Below are 20,922 nucleotides of genomic sequence, written 5' to 3'. Positions count from 1 at the left end.
CCAAGGCTTCCTCCTAAAAGAAAGCCTTGAATCACGTTCCGTCTGATTTGAGAATCCCAAGAGTCCACACAGCCTAGTCCGTCGGCGCCCGGCTGAGTGACGAACGGAAACTTTTTGCCAAGCCGGCCTGTAAACCCCGCCCGGCGCACGGTGCGGTGGCGGCTTTTCGTAGCTCGGCGCGGGCGTGTTCGGTAATCAGGCCGCTCGCTAACACACTGCGCGGTGCTCTGCTTGCAGACAGCGACACGATGATCGCCAAGACGCCGCATCGTATCTGACTCCGTGAGGGCATGAGCACTCCTCACAGTACTCCGCGGACCCAAGCGGAACAATGTGAGGGACCATCGAATTGTAGCAAAACGATCACTGACCTTCGTACATGCCCTGCAGAGGCTTGCGGCGACCGCGGCAACCAAAACCTGATCCTTGCGAGATTTTCGGAGCCCCTCAATTCTCGACTTTTCGACAGCATCGGCCACTTCCAGGCTCTTGCAGCGCAGCAAAGTTGTACCAGCGGTGGATTACCTCGATGCGGGCCAAGCTCGTGAAATGCTTCGCAGACCGATCAGGCTGATGGATCCGATACACACCGCCTGTGATGGTGCGCGACTGCATGGCGGTTGTCGCCCCGGATGGCGCAAGGTATCCTTTCAGTTTGCGGATCGGTCCTATCCCGAAGGGAAAATCGCATGCTCAAGATTTATGGAGCGCCTCACTCTCGTGCGTTTTGCGTCATCTGGCTCGCAAACGAGATCGGCATTCCCTACGAACTCATTCCTGTAACGTTCAGCGTGCCAAACGCCCAATGCAAAGAACCCTGGTATCTCGCGCTGAACCCGAACGGACTTGTGCCCGCTATTGATGACGGCGGCTTTGTCATGTGGGAGACCGCAGCGATTAACCTTTATCTCGCCGAGACCTACAAGAACTCACTATATCCGTCGAAGCCGCAAGGTCGCGGACGGATGCTTCAGTGGACATTCTTTGCGACCACAGAGGTCGAACCGCCGCTGATGACGCTGTTCAGAAATCGGATCTTCTTTCCGCCGGAGCAGCGGGACGAGACCTTGGCCGTTCAGGCTGAAGAAACCCTGCGCGCAAAACTCGCGATACTTGAGGATCAACTCGTCGAAACTCGGTTTTTCGGCGGTGACAGATGGAACATGGCCGATTTTATGGTTGCGTGCGTGCTGTGCGTTCTCGCCCGTCTAGAGTTGGACCTCACGTCCTATCTAAGAGTTGATGCTTGGCTGGCTGCGAGCCTCAATAGACCGGCGGCGCAGGCGGCTCGTAAACTACGAGAATAGAATTGTCGCGGTCATTGCGGGCGCCTCATCCGCTCGCCCGCCCAACGCCGCTCGGCAGGGGAAGGAAGGTACGCGTTGCGTTCGATTTTTGCCTGGTTACCGGGTTTGGTCTTTCCAGCTCTTCCACGCAGGCAGGGGCATAGTTCGCCTGCGAACGTCCGCGGTGCAACATCATGTTACTCCGACACCAGGAATGAGTGTCGTCGAGTGCGAGGTGCCTTCCGAGAGCGCCCTAGGCAAGGCTCTGATCGAACGCGCGGATTTAGTGATGCATACCGCGCACCACTGTGCCGCCCCGAAGCGGGCGTCATTGAAATCTTCTTTGCGATCTTTGCCCACCGCCGGTCTGGATGAACCTGTTACTGATCGCGCGGAACAACGTTGGAGGCTTCGCCGGGGTTGAGACGCCGACTACCTCCGAAATTCTGAACATCCAAAAGAAGGATCGTTATATCGTGGGACAGAAGACTGGCGCTTGGCCGATTTTCTTTCTGGGGTCGGACGAATTGATTCGGGACGGGACAACAAGCATATGGATTTCCGGCTGTCGATCATGAAGGTTCGCGATGGCAGCGGCCCAAGCGTCGCCGTGTCTACGCTGTGCATGTTTCACAGTCGCTTCGGGTGGCACTACCTGTCCTCCATCACTCCTTTCCACAGATTTGGTTTGCGCAAATTAATGGCGAGTGCCTTTGCCGCTGGGCGCCTGTAGAACCCATATCGTGCAACTGAGATACTATTTCACCGAGGTAACGGCCTTCCTGAGTTCTGTTTAGGCTCAGGCACAAGCGGCTGAAATACACACGCCGATTGGCGAGGTTCGCGACTTCTGCTCAGGGTCAAGAGCGTCGTCCTCCGCAATAGTCGGCCGCCCGTCAACTTCCACTATGCTTCGTTAGCGACCGAGATCGCGCGGCGGTGCAATGTGTCGCGAAGGGCCAAGAGCTGCTATCGTGCGCCTCCTTATATGCTAAACTTCCTGTTCCAGCTCGGCCTGGCCAGGCGGGCGGTTGAGTGTCGCAGGACCTTCTCAACCCGAGAGCGGCCGGCGCGATGGCGGAGGCCAGTGGTTGGATCCATCCAGTCTGTTCGGCACCACTCGCTTCATCAATTCTGTGGCGAGCAATCGTTCCCAATGGTTGTCGAACCGGCTCCAGCCATTGACGCAGTGCATGTCCAAAAATAGTTCGCTCTGCGGCAGATTGGAGAGCTCTTCCCATGAGAGCCGCAGCTGCTTGCGGCGGACATCCCAAACATTGGGTTTCTGTAGCCCGCACTCCGAGAGGCGACCTATCAATATGCTAGTCCAGCCCGAAGCAGCGAAGGGGTAGCCTCACTGCTCCACCTCACCGATCTTGGAGTTAGAACTACTTGCAGACTCGGAGAGTAAGCCAGGAACAGTCTTGCTGGTATTGTGACGGAAAATGTTGACGGCTCCGATCACTTCGTCCTCGTTGTCACGAATTGGAAAGACATTAACGAGTGCCAGAAGACGATTACCGTTGGGCTGCTCGCAAATCACATCGGCGTTCCGAACGGTGCCGCCGTTGTTGATCACTACGGAAGGTGGTGCAAGTTCGTGCGGCATCACTTCTCCTGAGGGGTAACGAAGAAGGTGTGACCCGCAGTACTTTTCCGAGGTTCCCAGAGACGGCGTGCGTCCCCAACCCGCGATTGCAGCTTTGTTGCACTTGACGACGGTGGCATCCTTCTCGAGAACGTATATCCCTACTGGGATAGAATCCATCGCCTCTTGGTCTGCGAGAATTCCCTTTGCGACGAGGTGCCCGTCGACGACTTCTCCGCGAAAGTCGATTCTGTCGAAGTCGCCATCCAAAATCATTGTGCTTGTTGCTAAGCCACTATCTGTCACGCTGGTTGCCATTTTCAACCTCCTTTGCGCGAGAGACTCAGTAAATCGTCGAGCACCATGGCGAGCAGACGATTTTCCTCGCTGTTCCTCGATCGTCCTCTTTTTCACCGTCGCGCGTCATGAGCCTGTGCGCTTTTCCAATCGCTACAGACTAAGACGATCGCGATCAGCGGCTCAATTCAACGTAGGTAAACGTCGGGCATCCAAAGGCGGTCTCGGAACTATTACGAAGGTTTATGGCGCTCGCCCCTAAAGCCGACCACTTCCGCGACGGGTCAAAGGACTAAACAGCTCGCGCGGTAGGGCGCTGCGGCGGGCGACTGAGGCCATGGGATAGCGCAACGGGGCGTCCTGTCTTGAGATGAGGGGGTCGCAACCTTCACTCAAAACAGGAGCATCCCCATGACCGACGAGACAGTGACCCCGCTGCGCCGGCGCATGATCGAAGACATGACGATCCGCAAGGTCGCCGAAGACCCAACATGACTGCGTGCAAAGGGTCTATAACTTCGCGGCGTTCCTTGGGCGATCGCCGGGATACGGCGAGCTTCGAGGACGTGCGCCGCTGCCAGCTCCATCTGGCCGCGAGCGGCGTTGGCGTGCCGACCATCAATCAGACCGTGTCGACGCTGCGGTTCTTCTTTACGGTCACGCTCAAGCGTCGCGAGATCGTCGAGCATACCCATGTGATTCACGAGCCGCGCAAGCTGCCGGTGGTGCTGAGCATGGACGAAGTAGCGCGGCTGATCGCGATCATCTTAGATAGCGTATGCGGTAGCGACCCCCCACCCCACACCTCGCTATCGCTGCTCGCCTTGGGCGGTACTCCCTGCGGCGGGGGCCGCCTCTGGCAACGCAGGCGGCCTTTCTTTTTGTGTGCACCCCATCGGTTTCTCGGGTCCTTTGGGCTGACAGAAAAGTGCGGGGTCCGCGCGACCGTGCGCTCCAAGTATATTTTCAATCCATCATATCGCGCTAAATTATTGTACCATTTCGCACACAAAGGCGGTGCGCGATGTGGCCCAATGCCGTCGTCCGACATGTCGAAAGTCCGACTTCCGTCCGACCGTGAGCGGTTCCGGTTTTTGCGCAAACCGGACATTTGGCCGGACCCCACAAGGGCCGCGAGTGGCGAGTCCGATGCGGAAGGCGAACGGCCATCATAACGCGCGGTTATTGACTTCATCGCGTGGTGTCATTTCCAATTTGCCGCGCGGAATTTCATGCTTACGCGGTACCGGGCTCATCCGGCGCACAATCAGGAGGCTACAAATGTCAGTCCAGAAGGCGGTTCTAACGCCGCCCCACGGTGGCGAGAAGGTGACGACGAGCGGAGGCTCGAGCATCGAGATTAAAGTGGAGAGCAGCCAGTCCGGAGGCGAATATGGCGCTGTCCTGTGGACGGTGCGAGCTGGGGAGGAGCCTCCGATGCACACTCACTCGCGTGAGGACGAGCTAGTCTACGTGGTTGAGGGGCAGCTAATCGCGCGGGTCGGCAATTCCCGCGTTGAGGTGGGGGCAGGCTCCTACGCGGCTCTTCCCCGTGGTGTGCCGCATACGATCGAAGTGGTCGGCGTTCAAGCGACCCTGCTGGCCACCTATGTGCCAGGTGGGCTGGAGCGTTTGTTGGTGCCCCGGAAAGGCGAGAAGCCCGATCCGGCTGCTTTCGGCATAACGTTCCGCAGGGTCGAGGACCACGGCGCGTGGCGTTCGTGACCGTGCGTCCGCGCGGGCGCTCGGGACCGCACCAGATGATCGATTGCACGCGCCAGCCAGGTGCGCGTAGGAAGCAATGGGCATCTGAAGGGAGCACGCGACCGACACGAAGGTTTATGGCGGTGCGCGATGTGGCGAATGTCGCGGATCGAGACTGCGATCTTCGTGGCGGCGGTCGTCGTCATGGTCGCGCTGGCGGTGTGGATTGGCCTGTAGCCAAGGATCGAGAGAGGTGACGATGACAGATCGATCAGATAGCCCGACCTATTTGGCGCTGCCACAGAGTGCGCGCGGGGTGCTCGCTGCGATTGAGCAGGCGATCGGCGGCGGCGACAGCGCGAGCGTGTCCTACCTCTCCTTCATACTGGATCACCGCATCACGCATACGGTGGTGTCGCCATCGCTGAAGCTGCTCGACCGCCTCGGCCTGATCGAGATGGAGCCGGGTCCGCGCGGCAGCAACGTGTTCCGGTTATCGAACCGCTGGCGCGGCATTGACGAGGTCGAGGCCAAGCGGCTGTTGGAGTTGGCGGCCGAGGTGAAGCCGCATCGAACCTTCAAGAAGACGCCGGAGTCAAAGCCGGTGAAGCCACCACCGCCGCCGAAGCCCATGATGGTCGAGCGACCGCGAGTCATGCAGCGCCGGGTGCCGTCGCTGCCGACGATGCCGTGGCAGGACGACGGACGGTGATCGGCGGGGCTACTTGCTCCGTTGCTTGAGCGCCCGCAGGCGGTTTCCTCTCCGTTGTGTCCGGCACCACCGCAATCCCTAGCGGCTTGCCCCAGCCGATCCGCCCGGTGCATCTTCTCTAGCGTGGGCACCAAATCACGCGAGACCATCTACGGCGCGTCGATCCGGGCACCGGCAGAGCGGGCGGCCGAAGCACGCAAGCAAGCCGACCGGCTCGCCTGCGAGGCATGGAACAAGCGCATGCTCGGCTTCCAGGGACCGGCGCAGCCGTCCCCCGCGCTGGGTGACGCGCTGAACGCCGGTTATCTCTATCTCCAAGTTCGTTGCTTGGGCTGCAACACCCATCAGACCGTTGTCCTCGACATCGTGCGGCGACCGAAGACAACGTCGGTTCACGAGCTGGAGCGGTACATGCGGTGCAAGGATTGCTCTCAGGTGCGCGGCTATCCATACAAGCGCAGCCATCTCATTGCGCTGCGGACGACCAAGATTTCGGCTAGCGATCCACCCTCGCATTGGTGGCCGCGCGAACGATAAGTGATGTGCAATCCTTACATCATTACCTCCAACCAAGCGGTAAACGGCTCGGTAGGCATTTAGTTGTATCGAATTAAGTGAAGCGTTGCTTACTATTCCTCACCCGATAATAGTGGACCCAGAAACGGAAAAATCAATTCGATGGCGGCCCGAGCAGAACCAATCAGTGGCGTCCAGCCTGAATTGCTTAAATGGGCACGCGATAGCACGAACATGACGACAGGTAACGTCGCCGAGAAGCTCAAGAAACGCCCGGAAGAGAATCGAGGCATGGGAGAACGGTGAAGGCGGGCCGACATACGCTAAACTGGAGCGCCTGGCCTACGAAATTTACAAACGGCCCCTTGCGATTTTCTTTCTGCCAGCGCCGCCTGATGAGCCAAAGCCTCGCACCGAATTTCGGTCGCTGCCGGACGCCGATCTGTCTTCGCTGCAGCGCCATACGGTTTTACTGATCCGCAAAGGCCATGCATTTCAGACGCCTCTTGACGAACTTTATCAACGGCGCAATCCGACAGAACGTCCGCTTGGCGAGAGATTTCCCTGTCTACGCAGCGCTTCCATTTCCACTCAGGCGCACCGCGTGCGCGAATTGTTGGGCGTTTCCCTTGATCGAGTACCCGAAGCGAGCAGTGACGACGATGCATTGAAGCTGTGGCGGCGGGCTATCGAGGCGCGCGGCGTGTTCGTATTCAAGGATAGCTTTAAACAAGGAACGATTTCGGGCTTCTGCCTTAGGCATGAAGAGTTTGCTATCATCCTGATCAACAACAGCACCACAAAAACGCGGCAAACATTTAGCCTCGTGCACGAACTTGCTCACCTGCTCTTTAATCGCAGCGGGATCAGCCGGTTTGACAATGCTGCAATACATGAACTTCCGCCGTAAGACCGCGCCATCGAACGGTTTGCAATTCAGTCGCCGCTGAAATCCTAGTACCGGCACGCGATTTTGCCGTTGCGGTACGAGAACTGAATCTCAATCCACGGCAAGCAAGTGATGAAGAGTTTGCCGCGCTGGCAAGACGTTATCATGTAAGCCGCAGCGTCATCCCCCGCCGCTTCCTCGATCAAGGCCAAGTAACAGGAGCATTTTATCTCGACAAAGATCGGGAGTGGGCTAACCAGCGTGGTCGCGGCGGATCGGGTGAACGCAATCGATGCAAACAGCGTCGGCAAGGAGATTGGCACGCTTGTTTTGTCCGACGCCCAAATAGGTGGCGAGGGCCACAAGGTCGACGTCCCCGTGCTAACCGTCGATGCAAGCGGCAAGGCCACGGAGGTAGTGCCGCACCTCAATGTGGCCGAGATTAGGGGGCGCGCGATTATGATCCACGCGGGCGGCGATAATTACTCCGACCAGCAGTGCGCTTGGGTGGTGGCGGTGCGCACCAGACCTGAGTGTGCAGAACAGCTTGATCGTTACCCATGCAACACAATTCATTAGTTCCGAAATTTTTCTGCAGCCATCCTGCCGCATCTGAAAAATGGCGATGTCTTTCTCTCTCTCACCTCGGTCCGACATCCGGTCGGCGACAAATCCGCCGTAGGAGCGGCGTCATGGTCAAGGACGGCGGCGCGTTGGCACGCGCAACTTCGATTGGTCCAAGGGCGGCAACGGGAGTGCCTGCAGATGCGGCTGGTGGCATTCCTCGCTAGGGCCTCACGCGGCGCGGCGGCAATAACGATCGTCTATCGACTCTATGTCGAGAGGTGATTTCCCTCGCCGGCGTTGCAAGGTCATTCTCTAAAGCATCGTCGTACCAAAACTTTCAATGCCGGCACCGAGACGCGATGCCGGATTGAGAGGCCAGGAGGCTCAATATGAAAAGCAACGAAGTAAACGCAGCCGCCGCAAATGGCAAAGAGGCCGCCTATTTCGGTGTGCCTTGGGAAGATGCCTACGGATACGCACAGGCGATCAAGGTTGGTGACACCATCTATGTCTCCGGCCAGCTCAGCCACGACGAGAAGGGGAAGCTGATCGCGCCTGCTTCTCTCAACGAATCCGGCAAGCCGGCCGAGTTCTCGATGATGGAACAGCAGTTGCGGGCGACCTACGCCAATGCCGTCAAGCTGTTGGCGAGCTTCGGGGCAACGCTGGACAACGTGGTCGAGGAGACGCTCTATGTCCTCGATGTCGTCGCCGCATTCGCCGCCGCGGGCAAGGTGCGCAAGGAAGCCTACGGCACGGCGCGCCCTCAGTGCGCCAGCAACCTGATCGGTGTGACGAGACTGGCCTTTCCTGAACAGCTCATCGAAATCGCCTTCAAGGCTGTGCTGTCGGCAGCAGAAGCGAAGCCGCGGTGATAAATCCCCGATGTCTAACGAAATCATGACACAAGGACCTGGCACTGCGAGGGCAACGCCCGACATCCTGATCGAGCCGAAGTATTGCGCCTTGGTGCTGGTCGATCAGCAAGCCGGACTTGCTTTCGGCGTGGGATCGATCGATCGCCAAATGCTTCTGAACAACGTGATCGCTCTAGCGCGCACTGCCACCGTTTTCCGCATGCCGATCGTGGCATCCACGTCCGCCACCAAGGTCTACAGCGGTCCCCTGATGCCCGCGATTCAGGCCGCGATTCCCGAAGTGGTCGCGATCGACCGCCGCAACATGAACATGTGGGAGGACGACGCTGCGCGCGGCGCGATCGTGGCGACTGGACGGCGGAAGCTGATCTTTTCGGGGCTGTTGACGGAAGCGTGCGTGACTTTTCCGGTGCTCTCCGCTCGCGCGGCGGGGTATGAGGTACACGTCGTCGGCGACGCTTGCGGCGGGCTCACTCCAGTCAGTCACGATCTGGCGATGCGACGGATGGAAGCGGCGGGGCGAAGCCGACGTCGTGGATCCAGGTCCTTCTGGAGCTCCAGCGCGACTGGACCCGGCATGAGACCTATGACGGGGCGCGAGCTATCGTGGAGGCTCACGGCGGCGGATACGGCATCGGCCTGGCCTATGCACGGGATATGATCAAGCCCGCGTAAGAAACCGCCGATTATCCATCGGAGTTGTTCCTGCGCCTTGAGCGCTGGCGCATGGGGCTGGGTTCCTGGCGTGGGAAATCGTACTGCGAATATTTCATCCTGAAAGCCATTTGAAAGGAACTCTGCGATGACCGATGTCAATGCTAATGCCATCGACAGTAGTGTAGGTTCGCGGCTCCTGCTTTCATTGTTCATTGTGGTGCTGCTGTCGTTCGGTGCGTACGCCACTTTCGTCTCCGCTCCCGCGACACGGGCCAATGCGAAAATCCAACTCGATCGCGAGATTGCAGCTGAAAATCTCGCATTCTGTGAAAAGTTCGGAATACGCGCTGACACCAGCGACTTTGGTGTGTGCAGCCAACAGCTCGCGATTGTTCGACTAAAACAAGCCGACCGGGACCGTGCCGCAGCTGCAGGACTTCCCTGGCTGTGAGCTTTCAGGAGGTTGTTCATTCGGCCCCGACCGAGGAAGCTGAGGTTGCTGACACGGCCAGCCATATTCGGACGGCGCGATCGAATTTCACAAGCTGAAACTTGAAAAATTTTGCGCGCTGGTCGGCTGCGACAATCACTTGAACCTCGGGAATGCCACTCCTGTGCCGAGTTGCGGCGCGCCGCTTTCCGCGCCCAAGATGGGACCAAACGTGCATTAGCCAACCCAAGGTCCTTCAGGTTAAGAGCCGTGTTGTTCCAAGGTGTTTCGGCCAGTTGCCCGGCATTCCAAATTTTTAGTCAGCGGCGGCAGACGTCGAGACGCATGATTAGGGGTTCACGATGATCCGCAGCAAAAGGAGTTGAGGCCGAAACGGACGACGGCGCAGCAGGGGCCGACTCGGGTGGCGGCGCGGATAAACCTCGACGCATGCTCAGCGAAAAACAAGTGTTGGCGATCGTCCCAGTGTCGAGGACCACGCTTTTCCGAATGGAAAAGGCAGGCCGGTTTCCGAGATCGACCAACATCTCTCCGAACCGGCGCGTCTGGTTCGAGAGCGATATCATCGGGTGGCAGAACGAAATCGATGGCCGCGGCCGCGGCCGCCTCAACCATCTCCGCCGCTCGAAATCCTGAGGGGGCCGCAGCGCGTCGGCCGGCGCGAGCCCCGGCTGGGGAAGCGCGGCTCGCCTGTGCGTTATTCCGGACCGGCCGCCACCGGACACCGGCCGAGGCCTCGAACGCACCAGCGGCCAAGCAGCGCGTTTCATCGTGTTTCAAAATTGATCCAGATCAGTCGATTTCGCATCTATCTGCGAGCGTACCATGCGCTCAAAGGGACGGGACATGAACTACCTGCACAATCCAAAGCATTGGCGGGATCGCGCGGAAGCGACTCGGGCCAAGATCGACTAGTTTTGGAACTGGGAGGAAAAGCAGCGGATGCTGCGGATCGCAGAAGAGTATGACCGACTGGCTGGCCGCGCCGAAGAATGGGCGCGCTCCGCTGAATTATCGGGACGTCCTGCAAACGAGTAAGGCCGCAGTTGGCGGCTGGTTGCGCAATGTTGCTGAACATCCATTCAAAAAAGTTCCGACACAGTTCCCGAAACTCCACGGCCAGCCGTTCGTTTCTTATCAATTGTAACTAACGAGAGGAGACGAACCATGAGAAAGCTTTCTTATGTTCTCGCCGCGTTAGCAACCATCGCTGTTGCGGCCCCTACAGTCGCAAGCGCTCAGGGTTTTAGTGTTCGGATCGGCAGCGACCGAGACTACTATCGCGACCATGATTATTACGGACCCCGTGCTGGGTTCTATGGGCATGACCGTGGCTGGCATCGCGGATGGTATCATCGCTATGGCGACCGTGACGTAGTCATCAGGCGTCACCACTACTGGGACGACTAACGGAAAATGGCCCCTAGCCGGGGGCCATTTTTTTCGTCTGTTGATAGGTGCGATAATGAAACCGAAGCAGTCCGATGTATTTAGGGATAACGCGCAGAACTGCGCCGAGATGGCGGAGCGGCGAAAGATAAAGCGGCGTATAAGCGCTTTAAACGCATGGACTGGCGTTAGCCAAGGAGCAAGAATGGTTGGATGGCGAGATACAACCAAACAGGTCCGTGCTAACCGAAGTCCTTGACGGAAAAACCTGACGGGAGAGCTGTCTCCCTGCCGCGTCAATACACCAGCGGGCAGATGGCGCGTTTCAGCGTGTTTCAAAAGAAAAAGCCCGGCCAGCGGATGTAACTGACCGGGCGCTGCTAAAATGGGCGGTCACCGCCCATTTCCGCTGATCAAGCCGCGAGCCGCAGCTCGTCGTGATCAACGGCCTTCATTGCAGGCTCGCTTGATGCGCCGCAGCTCGGCCGCGATGCCATCAAGCACCGCGCGCTTCTGTTGCATGCGCTTCGACTGGTTATAGATGCCGGTGACCCGGCTGATCTTCTCGCCGTCATCCTTGGTCACGGCATGATCGAGGCACTTCGCGATAGCGGCGTCCGAGAGCGCGGATGCTCCTTGTCGAGCGGCGGCAGGTTGGCGCAAGGGCTCGCGGTCACATATTCGCGGCCCGCCTCAGCGGCCCAATTGAACAGGCCCGAGGCCGCGCGGCGCATGTGGCGGGCATTGGCGACCAACGCCTTGCTGCCGGGATAGCGGCCAGCGACGATATCATCCGAGAGTGTGGCGATATCGCGCTTGGTGACCGTGCTCGCGGCCATCTTGCCGAGGCGCGGGCTGATAAACCGCCGCAGATCGCTCTCGACGTTGCTCCATGTTTCGATGCGGGGCCGCATCTCGCCATCGGCCTTGAGGACCGGCGCCTTCATCCATGCGACCCGCTCAGCGATGATCTCATCGACCGTCTTGCCTTGCGCGACCTTGTCGGCCTGTTTCTGCGAGAGCAGCGCGACAAGCTCGGCTGGGTCCATCGCCTTCATTGAGCCCATAAAGCCTGCCGCACGGGCATTTGTGGACTTCCTTCTCAGGGAGCTCCGTACCGCTTAGGACGGCTCCGGCATCGCCGCGACAGCACGGTATTCCCCGCAGCTATTGATACAATACCCCCGGCGAAATCTAAGGCTATCAAAACACGCACCCACAACCGTCCGCCCTCGCTGGAGGTTCTCCACTCGTTTCGGTGCCGTGTGCGGCCCGCGCCCGACATGATGGAAGGCTCCATGGCTAAGGTACTAGTGCTCTACTACTCCTCTTATGACATGTCGAAAAGCCCGCACACGAAATCGCCGCGGGGGCGCGGGAGGCAGGGCGTCCGCCGACGTATAGCGCGTGCCTGAGCTTCTATCTTCGGGCCGCCAAGGCAGCCAACTACAAGCTCGATCAGACCGATCCAGTTCTGCGCATCGACGACCTTGCCGAGTACGACGCGATCGTCGTGGGCACAGGCATGCGCTTCAACAGGATGTCCTCCAAAATGGCAAGGTTCCGCGACCAGGCTGGCGGCATGGGAACCCTCCATGGCGAGGTAGGTGGCGCCTTCGCGTCGTCGATGACGCAGCACGGCGGCCAGGCGACGACACCGTTCACCATCATCACCAACCTGCTCCACTTTGGCATGACGGTGGTCTTCGCCGGCCAGATAAAAGTTGACGAGATCACCGGCGGCGCACCTTACGGAGCGACGACGATCGCCGGGCTCGACGCGCGGCCGCAGCCGAGTAAGAACGTGCTTGCCGACGCCCGGTACGAGGGGCGCGCCATCGCGGAGACCGCCGCGAAACTCCACCGCTGAACGACGCGATCAGAACGCGGCAGGGCGCTGGCCGCGTCGTGCGCGCAATCGAGCGGAACGGGTGGCGGCAGCGTGCAAAAGGCGGAAGGGCAGGACGGCATGGAACAGGCCGAGCACGCCCCGCTCGCCGACCTACGGCGAGCGCGCCGCTCGCCTCGGCTTCAGAACATGGATGAGCCACCCGGCGGTTGCGCGCCTGAGGCTGGCGCAAAAGATAGTGGACGCGGTCGCCACCGTCAGGGGATCGTGGAGCTTCATCATCGTCCAGGATCACGCGGCGGTGCGTACGGTCTGGCGGAGCGAGGACCGGCGTCAGGCTGCATCGGATTCCTCGTCGCGCCTTCGGTCGGCGTGGCGCTGTCGGACAAGGGTGCGCCGCGCCCGGGCACGGTATTCTGACCGGTCGCTGCCGTATTGCCTGCCGAACGTGCGCGCGAAGCTGCTCCGGCTCTCATAGCCGGCGTTCAGGGTGACTTGGTCGATCGACGGCGCATTGGCTGCGAGCAGGTCTGCCGCATGGCGCATCCTCACGCGGCGCAGCAGTGACATGGGCGGCCCTCCGAATGCGGCGGAGAAGCGCACCATAAAAGCTGAGCAGCTGAGACCAGCGGCGTGCGACAGGCTTTGAACGGTGTGCAGTGATGACGGGCGAGAGGCCATCTCAGCAAAAGCCCGCGCGATCGGGGGGCGCTCAAAATCGAGAAGCGCTTCGTCGAGACGAGGCAGCGCCGAAGCAGCGCGAGCAGCACGAGCTTCAGCAGCCCCGCCGATACCGGCCCTCCACCAACGTCCTGAGCCGCGAGCTCGGCCATCGCGTAGGCGATCACCTGATCGAGCTGGTCATGCACGTCGAACGTCTCGACAACGGACGTTGCAAGGGATGCGAACAAGTCCCGTGCGGGCCCGTAGTTGGTTCGGAAGATCCCGCACGCAAGCACCAGTGTCGGCTCGCCGTCTCCAACAGTGTGCTGGTGCGACGAGCCTGGCGCAGAGGCGCCTTCGCCGTGCTTGCCGGCGTTCCGCGGAGCGGTCGGGTCCTCCGTCGGGGCGATTGTCATTGCTCGGCCAGGCGGCACGATCACCAGCGTGTGCAACGTCAGACGTGTGAGGGTTTCGCCGTCCAGGAGGATGACGCCGACGCCTCGAACACAGTAATGGATCGTGGAGGCGCGTTGGTGGGGGCGACCGCCAAGTGCGGGCTGACGGTCAAATCGTTTTTGTAACAGCTTCGCAACGGGCGCTCGGCTTCGTCGATATTTTTAAGGCGCTCGGAAAGTGAAACTAACCGGCCCGGGCGGCCCGCGCGTTAGTCGGGGCTGTTCATCGTTAGAGCAACATAGCCAGGACCACGCACGCCGCGGCAATGCACATCGCCAGTACGAATATCACTATGACCATATCGCCGAGCATATCGCCTCGTTCGGGTTGGCAGCCGAACCGTGCAATGCTACCGCAGTGGGAGCTGCTGATCGCCCTGCGCTCGCGATCAGCCCATGCTCCCCCGCATGAAGCACCTGACGCCAACGAACGCGCCGTTCAGAAAGTAGGGCCAGACCATCGTGCGACCAGCGCGGTTCGGTCCATCCACGACAGCGTCGTTTGGAACATCAACCCACCGCCATCAATGCGTACGCGATAGTGACCATCCTTGGTTTGCCAGTCGGCGTCATCAATGCTCCTCGCTCGCTGCCGTCGCTGCAGGGCCCGCTAGCCGCTGTGCAAACTCTCATACCAACTGTTCAACTCAGGGCGCTGATAATCGTGGGGGCGTGACCGATTGTAGAAATCGGCATGACAGTGAATACAACTAGCGCTGCATGCCAGATCCGATTGTTCATCTCACATCCAATCCCGGATTTTCTGTGCGCAGTCAGGAAATTCATTCATCCGCATCAACATGCGAAACTGTCTCAGCTCGCCGCTGGTAGTCGTCGGCAAGGGCCTTAAGCCGAGCCGCGATCGCTGAGTCGGTCATGGTTTTGGCGGCGCGGCGCAAAGTCTGTGCTGTCTCTAAATATTTCTTGCCTCGTGGTGAGATCTGGACTGTCATAAAGCCCTCGCGCGGTTTTCGGGCGAATGGTCGAAGGCGGTTTGAAGCCAGCTCACCCAATTGCGGTCGCTTTCCCTGCGAGTTCTGAAGCGATCGACGCACTTCTTGGAACAAAGCGGGGTTCGCCACGAGTAGTGCCGGACGAGACCAAACTTGCCATCACAAACGGCGCATCGCGCAGCACTTCCAGATCTAAGATTATCGGAGCAGTGGGGCATCGTAGTCTCCTCTATCGTCGCTGTTCGTCGATCGTCGTTTTCTACCGTCGCACTGCATGGACCTGTGGCTTTTCCTACGCGTGCAGCCTAGGACGATCGCGGTCAGCCGCTCAATTGATCGTAGGTAATGTGCGGGCCATCCAAAGGGGCCGGGAAATGCTACGAAGGTATAGCGAGCGCGCCCCTAAAGCCAACCACTTGCGCAGCGGGCCGTTCGCGACCGAATTGGCCAGCGGCAAAGTCCGGGCGCGGTCCGCTATGCTGCCGAACGCGGAAGTTCATGGCTTTGGAGCTACGTTAGAGATCGCCTTCACGCTCACGCTGCAACCGGAGTATCCTACCGCGACGCAACAGGAGCGAACACGAACTGAGAGCTCGCGACCGTGTCAGAAAGCTCGCGACCGTCAGCGCACGTCGGCACTGGCACTGCACCTCGATTGCAGCCGCGTGTACATTGGCAAGCTCGAAGCTGAAGGCGTGATCCAGTGGCGGAGTGCGAGCGTCCCGCTCGACCAGAGCCGCGTTACGCACCCTCGATACTTACGACCCGAGCGGCTGCAATTGTCGCGCACGCGAGCCGACGCTGATCATGTCAAGGTCAAGACTGAGATGCGGCAGTTGCTCCTGCTGGAGAAGAAGCGCGAACTGGTGCGCCGGACCAATGTCGATGCACTGATCGACGAGGTCGCTGGCACCGTGCTGATGCATCTGAGCGCGCGTTGCAGTCGCGACATGTTGGGAAGGCGCAACATCGATGCGGTGGTGACGCAGATCAGGCGCGAGATCAGTGAGGCGCGCAGCCAGGCGGCCGACGCACCCAACGAGCCGCTGCTGGATGAGCAATGACTGCGTGATTGTTTTGACGGCCCGGCGGCTTGGTCAAATCTTTCGGCTTTGCTCGCTCTTGCTGTGCGAGCGCGGCGTGCGATCTGGCGCGGAATTGCTACGGACGTGACGGCACAAAAAGAAAGGCCGCCTGCGTTGCCACAAGCGGCCCAAGTCTAGGGAGGAAACGCCCAAGGAGGGCAGCGGTAGCGAGTCGGGGGAGCTGAGGGTTGCTACCGCATGACCTATCTAAGATGATCGCGATCAGCGGCTCAATTGAACGTAGGTAAACGTGAGGCATCTAAAGGGGCTCGGATACGATACGAAGGTTTAGTGACGCGCGACTTGGGACCTTGGCGAGGGACGATTCCGCACGGTTGGTGCGATCCGCGACTTGCAATCAAGGATGCGGATCTCGATGCACTGAAGAAGATATGATGACGATGCCAACGTGGACGTGGCGAAGGGGCTAAAGATGCTGAGGACGCGGGTTTTCGTATGGTGACCGTGACAAATGCGCCTCCAGCCCCCGGCGGGAAGAGGCCGCTCGAGAACGCCAACCTCGACAAGTATTTCGAGCGGCAGTTCAGTACCGAGGCACGCGCCTACAAGCCGGCACGGGTCGTCCTTCACATTGGTCGCCCAGGAGTTCGACGTGCCCCCGCAAGACTGCTGTCTGGCGGCGACATATGTTTGGGACCGATCGGCGCGGAGCGCGGGCATGGCGAGCGGCCTTCCCACGCGGCCGGGCCAGGCCATCCCGCCCATCGAAGGCCTAGCGCAACCGATCCGGGTAGGCCCCGATCTGCCCGCTCTCGCACGGAAAATGATTGACTCGTTTCAGCCCGCCCCCACAGGGGCGCCTGAGACATAGCACTGCATCAAAAAAACCGCGCACGACGCTGGCGGAATGCGCTTGATTGCAGCTGCGAACGGATTGCTGGGCTTGTAGGGACGACCAACAACTCACGAAGCTACCGCGTCGCACTAATTTGACGTCTCGTTCGTCGAGGAATCACTCGTTCGTGAAACCCACGACTGGGCAGTTCACCAGATGTCCGATCGTTTTAACCGGACCTCCGACAGGGCTTACCAACAAGCCAGCTTCGCTCTTTGCTGCAATGTCGTTACCGTCAGTAATCAGCTTCCGTTGATTGCTCTCAACAGCCTCTTTGGTCCACTCGGCCAGCTGAACATCCCACATCGGTGAATATCCGGCACTGATCTCCTTGAAATTCGCAAGGATATCGAGTGCAGGGCCTTCGCCACTGAGCGCGCTGTTAAGCCCTTGGCGCTCAGGATCCTTCGGTCCGGTCCTACCATTTACGATTGTGTAGATAATCTCCGTCGCGCCGCTTTGCAGGATATCGCTTTCGGCGGGCGCAAAGGTAGATGCCTCGAGCGCTGCGGATTCCTCGGAGTTGGCGTCGAAGCTGAGGTACCGCAGATGCTTGCCGTCCGCAAATCCGAAGCGCAGCTTCAAATCGACGGTGCCCTTGTCAGGGCAGATGTTTGCCACCGAGTCGGTCACAAGCGAGTAATCGGGATTGCCGTCGCAGAACGAGATTTTCTCTGGTCCGACGTTGAAGGCGATCATGGGGGCGTTAAAAACAATGTCATTACGGTTTGCCACCCGGACCAGCGGACTGTAGTGCGCATCCCCAACAGACCCGGCCCGCGCCAACCTAGGCGGGAAGAAGTTTGGCGTCTCTCCGGCCGTCAACGTTTGAACTGGTGAGAAATCAACCCTCCCCGATTTGAAGGTGAAGTTATTGGACGCATCCATTTCCGCAACCCGCGTGCTCGCGAGATCTTTTGCTTGACTGAGGCTCGGCGCCCATGTGAGGCCCATTTTCTTGGAAGTGGCGAAATCGCTTACGTCGGTGAGAACGAACCAGACTGTCTCTCCGGAGGAAAGGCGACCGCGATGAAGCGGCAATCTTACCACTTCTCTTGCAAGATCGACTTGGCCCGAGGTGAGAAACAGCTTCGTGATTCTCCTTTCGGTCGATTCATCCGCCGCCGAACTCCCCTCACTTGCGAGAAAAGACACAAGAAGAACCATCATCGGTCCGTAAACGCATTTACCAAGAGGTTTGCTGAATTTCATAATCGCTCCGATCACTGGCTTTCATAGCCGGCCTTGGCCGGACGACCATTTTTTGGCGCACCTACTTCTTCAGTCCGGGATAACCGGAGACATAGATCCAATCCGTCGCCTTGGCTGGAATGTGGCAGCCCAGACAATCAGCACGAAAATCCTTCGAGGTGGTCTTGACCTTATTGTCAGCATCAAACCAGGACCAGCCCCAGCCGTTACCCCACAGCTTGTTGTCAGGGTGGCTGTTCTTGCTGTCCTTCACCATCATGAACCAACCCTTGAGACGATCTACATGACTGACCGTGCCCGTGGTCATTACTGCAGTCGCTGTGCTCTGGACCTCTTTTACTAAGACCGATCCATCAGGGAACTGACCCGTGGCGCGATAAGCCTCCGCAGCTCCCGGTGAGGCGTAGACGGTGTGCATCTCTTTCGCACCCTTCTCATCGCCTGCCACAGACCAACTTCCCAGGTATTCATAGTTGATGCGGTAATTGTCCGGTATGTGCATGTTGCCGGCCGCATCGACGAGCTGGGCCTGCGCAGAGCCGGCCTGAGCCTGCGCAGAGCCGGCCTGACTGCCCGCCGGCAGCGAGACCAGCCATCCAATGCCCGTTGCGATTATGGACGCCGACAAAGCCGCCATCGTTGGCTTGAGAATCTTCATCGCAGGCTCCTACTTTTTTATAGTCTTGTTTTCGGCGGGCGGCACCGGCACCTGGTCGAGTAACGCGTAGAACTGCGTCCATACGTCATCGCGTTTAGCACTAGCGATATGACAATACGCGCATTCCTCCAGTGGCCTGACCTTGGCGGTGGCGGCCTTCGGCTCGAAGTGGTTGAAGTTGTAGTAACCCCAGCCATTTGTCTCGGGGTACCGTTTGGTGTCTTTGACGGTTACATCGGCGCCGTTAAAGGGCCCCGGAAAGAACCCGCGCCCAGAGGGCTCTTGCCTCGAGCCGTCCGCACGATCGGCGGGCAGCATAAGTTGTAGCTCCTTTACGAAGATGGTTCCTTCGGGGAAGACGCCCGTCTTCTTATAGATTTCATAGGAACCCGGCTCGATGTATACGTTATGGAACTCCGGGAAGTTTGCTTTCCCATTGTTCAATATGTTTGGCGTCAGGGGCGAGCCGACATAAACCCATTCATGGAAGTTTTTCGGTAGCACGAGAGCACCATCACTCGTGTATTCCGGAAGATAGCGCCCAGTCGCATGCCAGTCGTCCGGTGGAGGAAGCTTTGGTTGTTGCGCGAATACCGCCGTTGTGATCGCGCCGACAGCAAGAACGCTGGAAAGCAATAGTGACACGGTGTGCTTCATGATTTTTCTCCAGTCAAACCGCGATTCGCTCGCGTCGGCGATGAGAGTGACTTCCTCCGCCCAGCAAGGCGAAATTTAACCCAAGGCCCTGCGTCGCGAAAATCGAATGTGGTCATCGAATCGATGCACGTTGGGAATGCGGATCGCGGGCAGTTTATCGTTCGAGACACGATACTCCCTTGGCCAACTCACCTTGCTGCCTCGTAAGGCGGTGGCAATCGTGAATGTTGCAGCTCGATGAGGCGATCTCTGCGCTTAACGTCGAGAGCGTGTAGCTAGTCCAGCACTCACTAGCAGTCTGCTGAAAAACCTCGCCGTAGCGAGAATTTGCTGATTCACTTTTTTATCATGAATTGGTGGAGGCTCGTATGCGGGGCACATTTGTGGATCAGGGCCGGCTGTTGTCGTACATCTCGCCGAGACGTTGGTGCCGCCGAACCGTCCGCCGAGAAGAGTCGAACGCTTGTCCGTGATGTGCTGGCGAGCTGAACCGTAATTTTGATACGCTCTATTCGACCGAAGGATGCCCCTCGATCTCTCCGGAGCAATTGCTGTGCAGGCGTTCTACGGCATGCGGTCGAAAGACAGCTGATCTAGCAATTGGACTGCAATCGCTTGTACTGCTGGTTCGTGGGGCTGTCGCCGGACGATCCGGTCTGGGACCCGCCCCGCTTCACGAAGAACCGTGAGCGGCCGCAGAAACACAACGTGTTTACGAAGCTCATAAACAAGAACCATCCTCGGATCGTGTCGCTATTGTCGGACGAGCATTTTGGACAGGACGTTGATTGAAGCCTGGGCTTCACGGAAGAGCTTCCGCCCCAAGGACGGCAGCGATGACAGCGACGGCGCGAGCTTTCATGGCCAGGAGTGCAAGAACGACACGCATGCGCGGACTAGTAATCCCGACGGTCGCCCTCGCGAAGCCCGCCGGGGTGGGAGGCAAAGCTCTCCCACATCGGCCACGCCACCATGAAGAACCGGCATACTCACTCTCGCCAACGGCACCGCCGAGCGTCGTGCCTCGGAACGGATGCTGAAAATCAAGGCCAAGGTCACCGTATCACTGCCGGTGAGGACAAAGCCTATCATACGGCCTATCATGTGGCCAATCTTCGCGCCTTCACCGTCGCGCCGTACGTGACGCAGAACAACGGCATCACCAAAACTGGCAAGAGCCGCTGGAGCGCCGTCGACGGGCGGACCACGCGCCACGAAGGCTATGGCACGCCGCAATCACGCCGGGCGATGATCGAATGCATCTTCGATTGGGGCAAGCAGCATGGCACAATGCGCAAAACAAAACATGGCGTCATCTGTCGCGCCACAAGCGCAGCCCCGCATGTGCTTGCGACCGAACGCAAGGCACAAGGTAGCGGACTGCATTCTTGTCATGGAGGTGGCTGGATCGCGCTACTTGCCTTTGCAAGTTCACACCAGAGATCGCATTTAGCCGACGCGCATGGCAATAATCAGAGGGCATACAAACAATAACTTGTGCGAGACGAGAGGGCCTGAAAGATAATGAGCCATGGACAACCGGGGCTTCAGCTTTAGGACCTGGCAAAGATGGCAGATCACGTTATAGGGGCGGAATTGC

Annotated in this window: 24 protein-coding genes and 1 pseudogene; 16 read left to right on the top strand and 9 right to left on the bottom strand. The window is 59.1% G+C overall.

The window, feature by feature from the left end:
- Positions 1 to 689: 689 nt before the first annotated feature.
- Positions 690 to 1,307, top strand: coding sequence for a glutathione S-transferase family protein (locus AC5ZG5_RS30880; protein WP_456646798.1), 618 nt, complete (start codon positions 690 to 692; stop codon positions 1,305 to 1,307).
- 475 nt (positions 1,308 to 1,782) lie between these two features.
- Positions 1,783 to 2,019, top strand: a complete 237-nt coding sequence (locus AC5ZG5_RS30875) for a DUF2867 domain-containing protein (protein WP_130224903.1) — start codon at positions 1,783 to 1,785, stop codon at positions 2,017 to 2,019.
- Positions 2,020 to 2,640: 621 nt separating this feature from the next.
- On the opposite strand, the gene AC5ZG5_RS30870 is transcribed toward AC5ZG5_RS30875, so the two are convergent.
- The gene (locus AC5ZG5_RS30870) at positions 2,641 to 3,192 is read right to left on the bottom strand and encodes a PAS domain-containing protein (RefSeq protein WP_456646799.1); all 552 of its coding nucleotides are present in this window, start codon (positions 3,190 to 3,192) and stop codon (positions 2,641 to 2,643) included.
- Positions 3,193 to 3,701: 509 nt separating this feature from the next.
- On the opposite strand from AC5ZG5_RS30870, the gene AC5ZG5_RS30865 reads away from it, so the two are divergent.
- The 11 genes from AC5ZG5_RS30865 (at position 3,702) to AC5ZG5_RS30815 (ending at position 10,692) form a co-directional block, all read left to right on the top strand.
- Positions 3,702 to 4,346, top strand: a complete 645-nt coding sequence (locus AC5ZG5_RS30865; protein WP_456646800.1) for a site-specific integrase — start codon at positions 3,702 to 3,704, stop codon at positions 4,344 to 4,346.
- 106 nt (positions 4,347 to 4,452) lie between these two features.
- Entirely contained in the window at positions 4,453 to 4,896 is a 444-nt protein-coding gene (locus AC5ZG5_RS30860) for a cupin domain-containing protein (RefSeq protein ID WP_456646801.1), read from the top strand.
- A gap of 238 nt (positions 4,897 to 5,134) precedes the next feature.
- Positions 5,135 to 5,587, top strand: a complete 453-nt coding sequence (locus AC5ZG5_RS30855; RefSeq protein WP_456646802.1) for a hypothetical protein — start codon at positions 5,135 to 5,137, stop codon at positions 5,585 to 5,587.
- 123 nt (positions 5,588 to 5,710) lie between these two features.
- Entirely contained in the window at positions 5,711 to 6,124 is a 414-nt protein-coding gene (locus tag AC5ZG5_RS30850; RefSeq protein ID WP_456646803.1) for a hypothetical protein, read from the top strand.
- A 583-nt stretch (positions 6,125 to 6,707) separates the two neighbouring features.
- Positions 6,708 to 7,013: an ImmA/IrrE family metallo-endopeptidase gene (locus AC5ZG5_RS30845; RefSeq protein ID WP_456646804.1), complete on the top strand. Its 306-nt coding sequence runs from the start codon at positions 6,708 to 6,710 to the stop codon at positions 7,011 to 7,013.
- 258 nt (positions 7,014 to 7,271) lie between these two features.
- The gene (locus AC5ZG5_RS30840) at positions 7,272 to 7,571 is read left to right on the top strand and encodes a hypothetical protein (RefSeq protein WP_130224891.1); all 300 of its coding nucleotides are present in this window, start codon (positions 7,272 to 7,274) and stop codon (positions 7,569 to 7,571) included.
- A 377-nt stretch (positions 7,572 to 7,948) separates the two neighbouring features.
- Positions 7,949 to 8,434, top strand: coding sequence for a Rid family hydrolase (locus AC5ZG5_RS30835; protein WP_456646805.1), 486 nt, complete (start codon positions 7,949 to 7,951; stop codon positions 8,432 to 8,434).
- A 10-nt stretch (positions 8,435 to 8,444) separates the two neighbouring features.
- Positions 8,445 to 9,098 (top strand): isochorismatase family protein, encoded by a 654-nt coding sequence (locus AC5ZG5_RS30830; RefSeq protein WP_456646806.1) that lies wholly within the window; start codon positions 8,445 to 8,447, stop codon positions 9,096 to 9,098.
- A 141-nt stretch (positions 9,099 to 9,239) separates the two neighbouring features.
- Complete coding sequence (locus AC5ZG5_RS30825; RefSeq protein ID WP_456646807.1) at positions 9,240 to 9,545, top strand: hypothetical protein; 306 nt, start codon at positions 9,240 to 9,242, stop codon at positions 9,543 to 9,545.
- Between the two features lie 429 nt (positions 9,546 to 9,974).
- A complete protein-coding gene (locus AC5ZG5_RS30820) occupies positions 9,975 to 10,181 on the top strand; it encodes a helix-turn-helix transcriptional regulator (protein ID WP_456646808.1) in 207 nt (68 codons plus the stop codon).
- Positions 10,182 to 10,509: 328 nt separating this feature from the next.
- Positions 10,510 to 10,692, top strand: a complete 183-nt coding sequence (locus AC5ZG5_RS30815; RefSeq protein ID WP_130224883.1) for a hypothetical protein — start codon at positions 10,510 to 10,512, stop codon at positions 10,690 to 10,692.
- A 683-nt stretch (positions 10,693 to 11,375) separates the two neighbouring features.
- Here AC5ZG5_RS30815 and AC5ZG5_RS30810 read toward each other — a convergent pair.
- Positions 11,376 to 11,519 (bottom strand): hypothetical protein, encoded by a 144-nt coding sequence (locus tag AC5ZG5_RS30810; RefSeq protein ID WP_165435117.1) that lies wholly within the window; start codon positions 11,517 to 11,519, stop codon positions 11,376 to 11,378.
- Positions 11,516 to 12,001 carry a site-specific integrase gene (locus AC5ZG5_RS30805; RefSeq protein ID WP_456646809.1) on the bottom strand — a complete coding sequence of 162 codons (486 nt, stop codon included), beginning with the start codon at positions 11,999 to 12,001 and terminating at the stop codon, positions 11,516 to 11,518. The genes AC5ZG5_RS30810 and AC5ZG5_RS30805 overlap by 4 nt, the downstream gene beginning before the upstream one ends.
- Positions 12,002 to 12,232: 231 nt before the next feature.
- On the opposite strand from AC5ZG5_RS30805, the pseudogene wrbA reads away from it, so the two are divergent.
- Positions 12,233 to 12,804 (top strand): annotated as a pseudogene (wrbA, locus tag AC5ZG5_RS30800) (NAD(P)H:quinone oxidoreductase).
- A 312-nt stretch (positions 12,805 to 13,116) separates the two neighbouring features.
- Here wrbA and AC5ZG5_RS30795 read toward each other — a convergent pair.
- From AC5ZG5_RS30795 to AC5ZG5_RS30785, 3 genes are all read right to left on the bottom strand, one after another.
- On the bottom strand, positions 13,117 to 13,425 hold the full coding sequence (locus tag AC5ZG5_RS30795; RefSeq protein WP_456671296.1) for a helix-turn-helix domain-containing protein: 309 nt from the start codon (positions 13,423 to 13,425) through the stop codon (positions 13,117 to 13,119).
- Positions 13,332 to 14,030, bottom strand: a complete 699-nt coding sequence (locus AC5ZG5_RS30790; RefSeq protein ID WP_456646814.1) for a cupin domain-containing protein — start codon at positions 14,028 to 14,030, stop codon at positions 13,332 to 13,334. The genes AC5ZG5_RS30795 and AC5ZG5_RS30790 overlap by 94 nt, the downstream gene beginning before the upstream one ends.
- A 653-nt stretch (positions 14,031 to 14,683) precedes the next feature.
- Complete coding sequence (locus tag AC5ZG5_RS30785; protein ID WP_165435116.1) at positions 14,684 to 14,854, bottom strand: hypothetical protein; 171 nt, start codon at positions 14,852 to 14,854, stop codon at positions 14,684 to 14,686.
- A gap of 665 nt (positions 14,855 to 15,519) precedes the next feature.
- On the opposite strand from AC5ZG5_RS30785, the gene AC5ZG5_RS30780 reads away from it, so the two are divergent.
- On the top strand, positions 15,520 to 15,918 hold the full coding sequence (locus AC5ZG5_RS30780; protein ID WP_130224877.1) for a hypothetical protein: 399 nt from the start codon (positions 15,520 to 15,522) through the stop codon (positions 15,916 to 15,918).
- 994 nt (positions 15,919 to 16,912) lie between these two features.
- On the opposite strand, the gene AC5ZG5_RS30775 is transcribed toward AC5ZG5_RS30780, so the two are convergent.
- From AC5ZG5_RS30775 to AC5ZG5_RS30765, 3 genes are all read right to left on the bottom strand, one after another.
- Positions 16,913 to 18,007 (bottom strand): DUF7482 domain-containing protein, encoded by a 1,095-nt coding sequence (locus AC5ZG5_RS30775; RefSeq protein WP_456646810.1) that lies wholly within the window; start codon positions 18,005 to 18,007, stop codon positions 16,913 to 16,915.
- Between the two features lie 61 nt (positions 18,008 to 18,068).
- The gene (locus AC5ZG5_RS30770) at positions 18,069 to 18,665 is read right to left on the bottom strand and encodes a cytochrome P460 family protein (protein WP_456646811.1); all 597 of its coding nucleotides are present in this window, start codon (positions 18,663 to 18,665) and stop codon (positions 18,069 to 18,071) included.
- A 9-nt stretch (positions 18,666 to 18,674) separates the two neighbouring features.
- Positions 18,675 to 19,322 carry a cytochrome P460 family protein gene (locus AC5ZG5_RS30765; protein ID WP_456646812.1) on the bottom strand — a complete coding sequence of 216 codons (648 nt, stop codon included), beginning with the start codon at positions 19,320 to 19,322 and terminating at the stop codon, positions 18,675 to 18,677.
- 972 nt (positions 19,323 to 20,294) lie between these two features.
- On the opposite strand from AC5ZG5_RS30765, the gene AC5ZG5_RS30760 reads away from it, so the two are divergent.
- Entirely contained in the window at positions 20,295 to 20,816 is a 522-nt protein-coding gene (locus AC5ZG5_RS30760; protein WP_456645679.1) for a hypothetical protein, read from the top strand.
- Positions 20,817 to 20,922 lie beyond the last annotated feature (106 nt).

The organism is Bradyrhizobium sp. Ses1 (assembly GCF_059512365.1).
Note: the sequence above shows the minus strand (reverse complement) of the source record. Positions and strands in the feature narration are given on the sequence as shown.

Excerpts from the sequence above, each read along its gene's own strand:
- AC5ZG5_RS30880 (WP_456646798.1), top strand. The coding sequence starts at position 690 with ATGCTCAAGATTTATGGAGCGCCTCACTCTCGTGCGTTTTGCGTCATC.
- AC5ZG5_RS30870 (WP_456646799.1), bottom strand. The coding sequence starts at position 3,192 with ATGGCAACCAGCGTGACAGATAGTGGCTTAGCAACAAGCACAATGATT.
- AC5ZG5_RS30860 (WP_456646801.1), top strand. The coding sequence starts at position 4,453 with ATGTCAGTCCAGAAGGCGGTTCTAACGCCGCCCCACGGTGGCGAGAAG.
- AC5ZG5_RS30855 (WP_456646802.1), top strand. The coding sequence starts at position 5,135 with ATGACAGATCGATCAGATAGCCCGACCTATTTGGCGCTGCCACAGAGT.
- AC5ZG5_RS30835 (WP_456646805.1), top strand. The coding sequence starts at position 7,949 with ATGAAAAGCAACGAAGTAAACGCAGCCGCCGCAAATGGCAAAGAGGCC.
- AC5ZG5_RS30830 (WP_456646806.1), top strand. The coding sequence starts at position 8,445 with ATGTCTAACGAAATCATGACACAAGGACCTGGCACTGCGAGGGCAACG.
- AC5ZG5_RS30825 (WP_456646807.1), top strand. The coding sequence starts at position 9,240 with ATGACCGATGTCAATGCTAATGCCATCGACAGTAGTGTAGGTTCGCGG.
- AC5ZG5_RS30820 (WP_456646808.1), top strand. The coding sequence starts at position 9,975 with ATGCTCAGCGAAAAACAAGTGTTGGCGATCGTCCCAGTGTCGAGGACC.
- AC5ZG5_RS30815 (WP_130224883.1), top strand. The coding sequence starts at position 10,510 with ATGACCGACTGGCTGGCCGCGCCGAAGAATGGGCGCGCTCCGCTGAAT.
- AC5ZG5_RS30805 (WP_456646809.1), bottom strand. The coding sequence starts at position 12,001 with ATGGGCTCAATGAAGGCGATGGACCCAGCCGAGCTTGTCGCGCTGCTC.
- AC5ZG5_RS30785 (WP_165435116.1), bottom strand. The coding sequence starts at position 14,854 with ATGACAGTCCAGATCTCACCACGAGGCAAGAAATATTTAGAGACAGCA.
- AC5ZG5_RS30775 (WP_456646810.1), bottom strand. The coding sequence starts at position 18,007 with ATGAAATTCAGCAAACCTCTTGGTAAATGCGTTTACGGACCGATGATG.
- AC5ZG5_RS30770 (WP_456646811.1), bottom strand. The coding sequence starts at position 18,665 with ATGAAGATTCTCAAGCCAACGATGGCGGCTTTGTCGGCGTCCATAATC.
- AC5ZG5_RS30765 (WP_456646812.1), bottom strand. The coding sequence starts at position 19,322 with ATGAAGCACACCGTGTCACTATTGCTTTCCAGCGTTCTTGCTGTCGGC.
- AC5ZG5_RS30760 (WP_456645679.1), top strand. The coding sequence starts at position 20,295 with ATGAAGAACCGGCATACTCACTCTCGCCAACGGCACCGCCGAGCGTCG.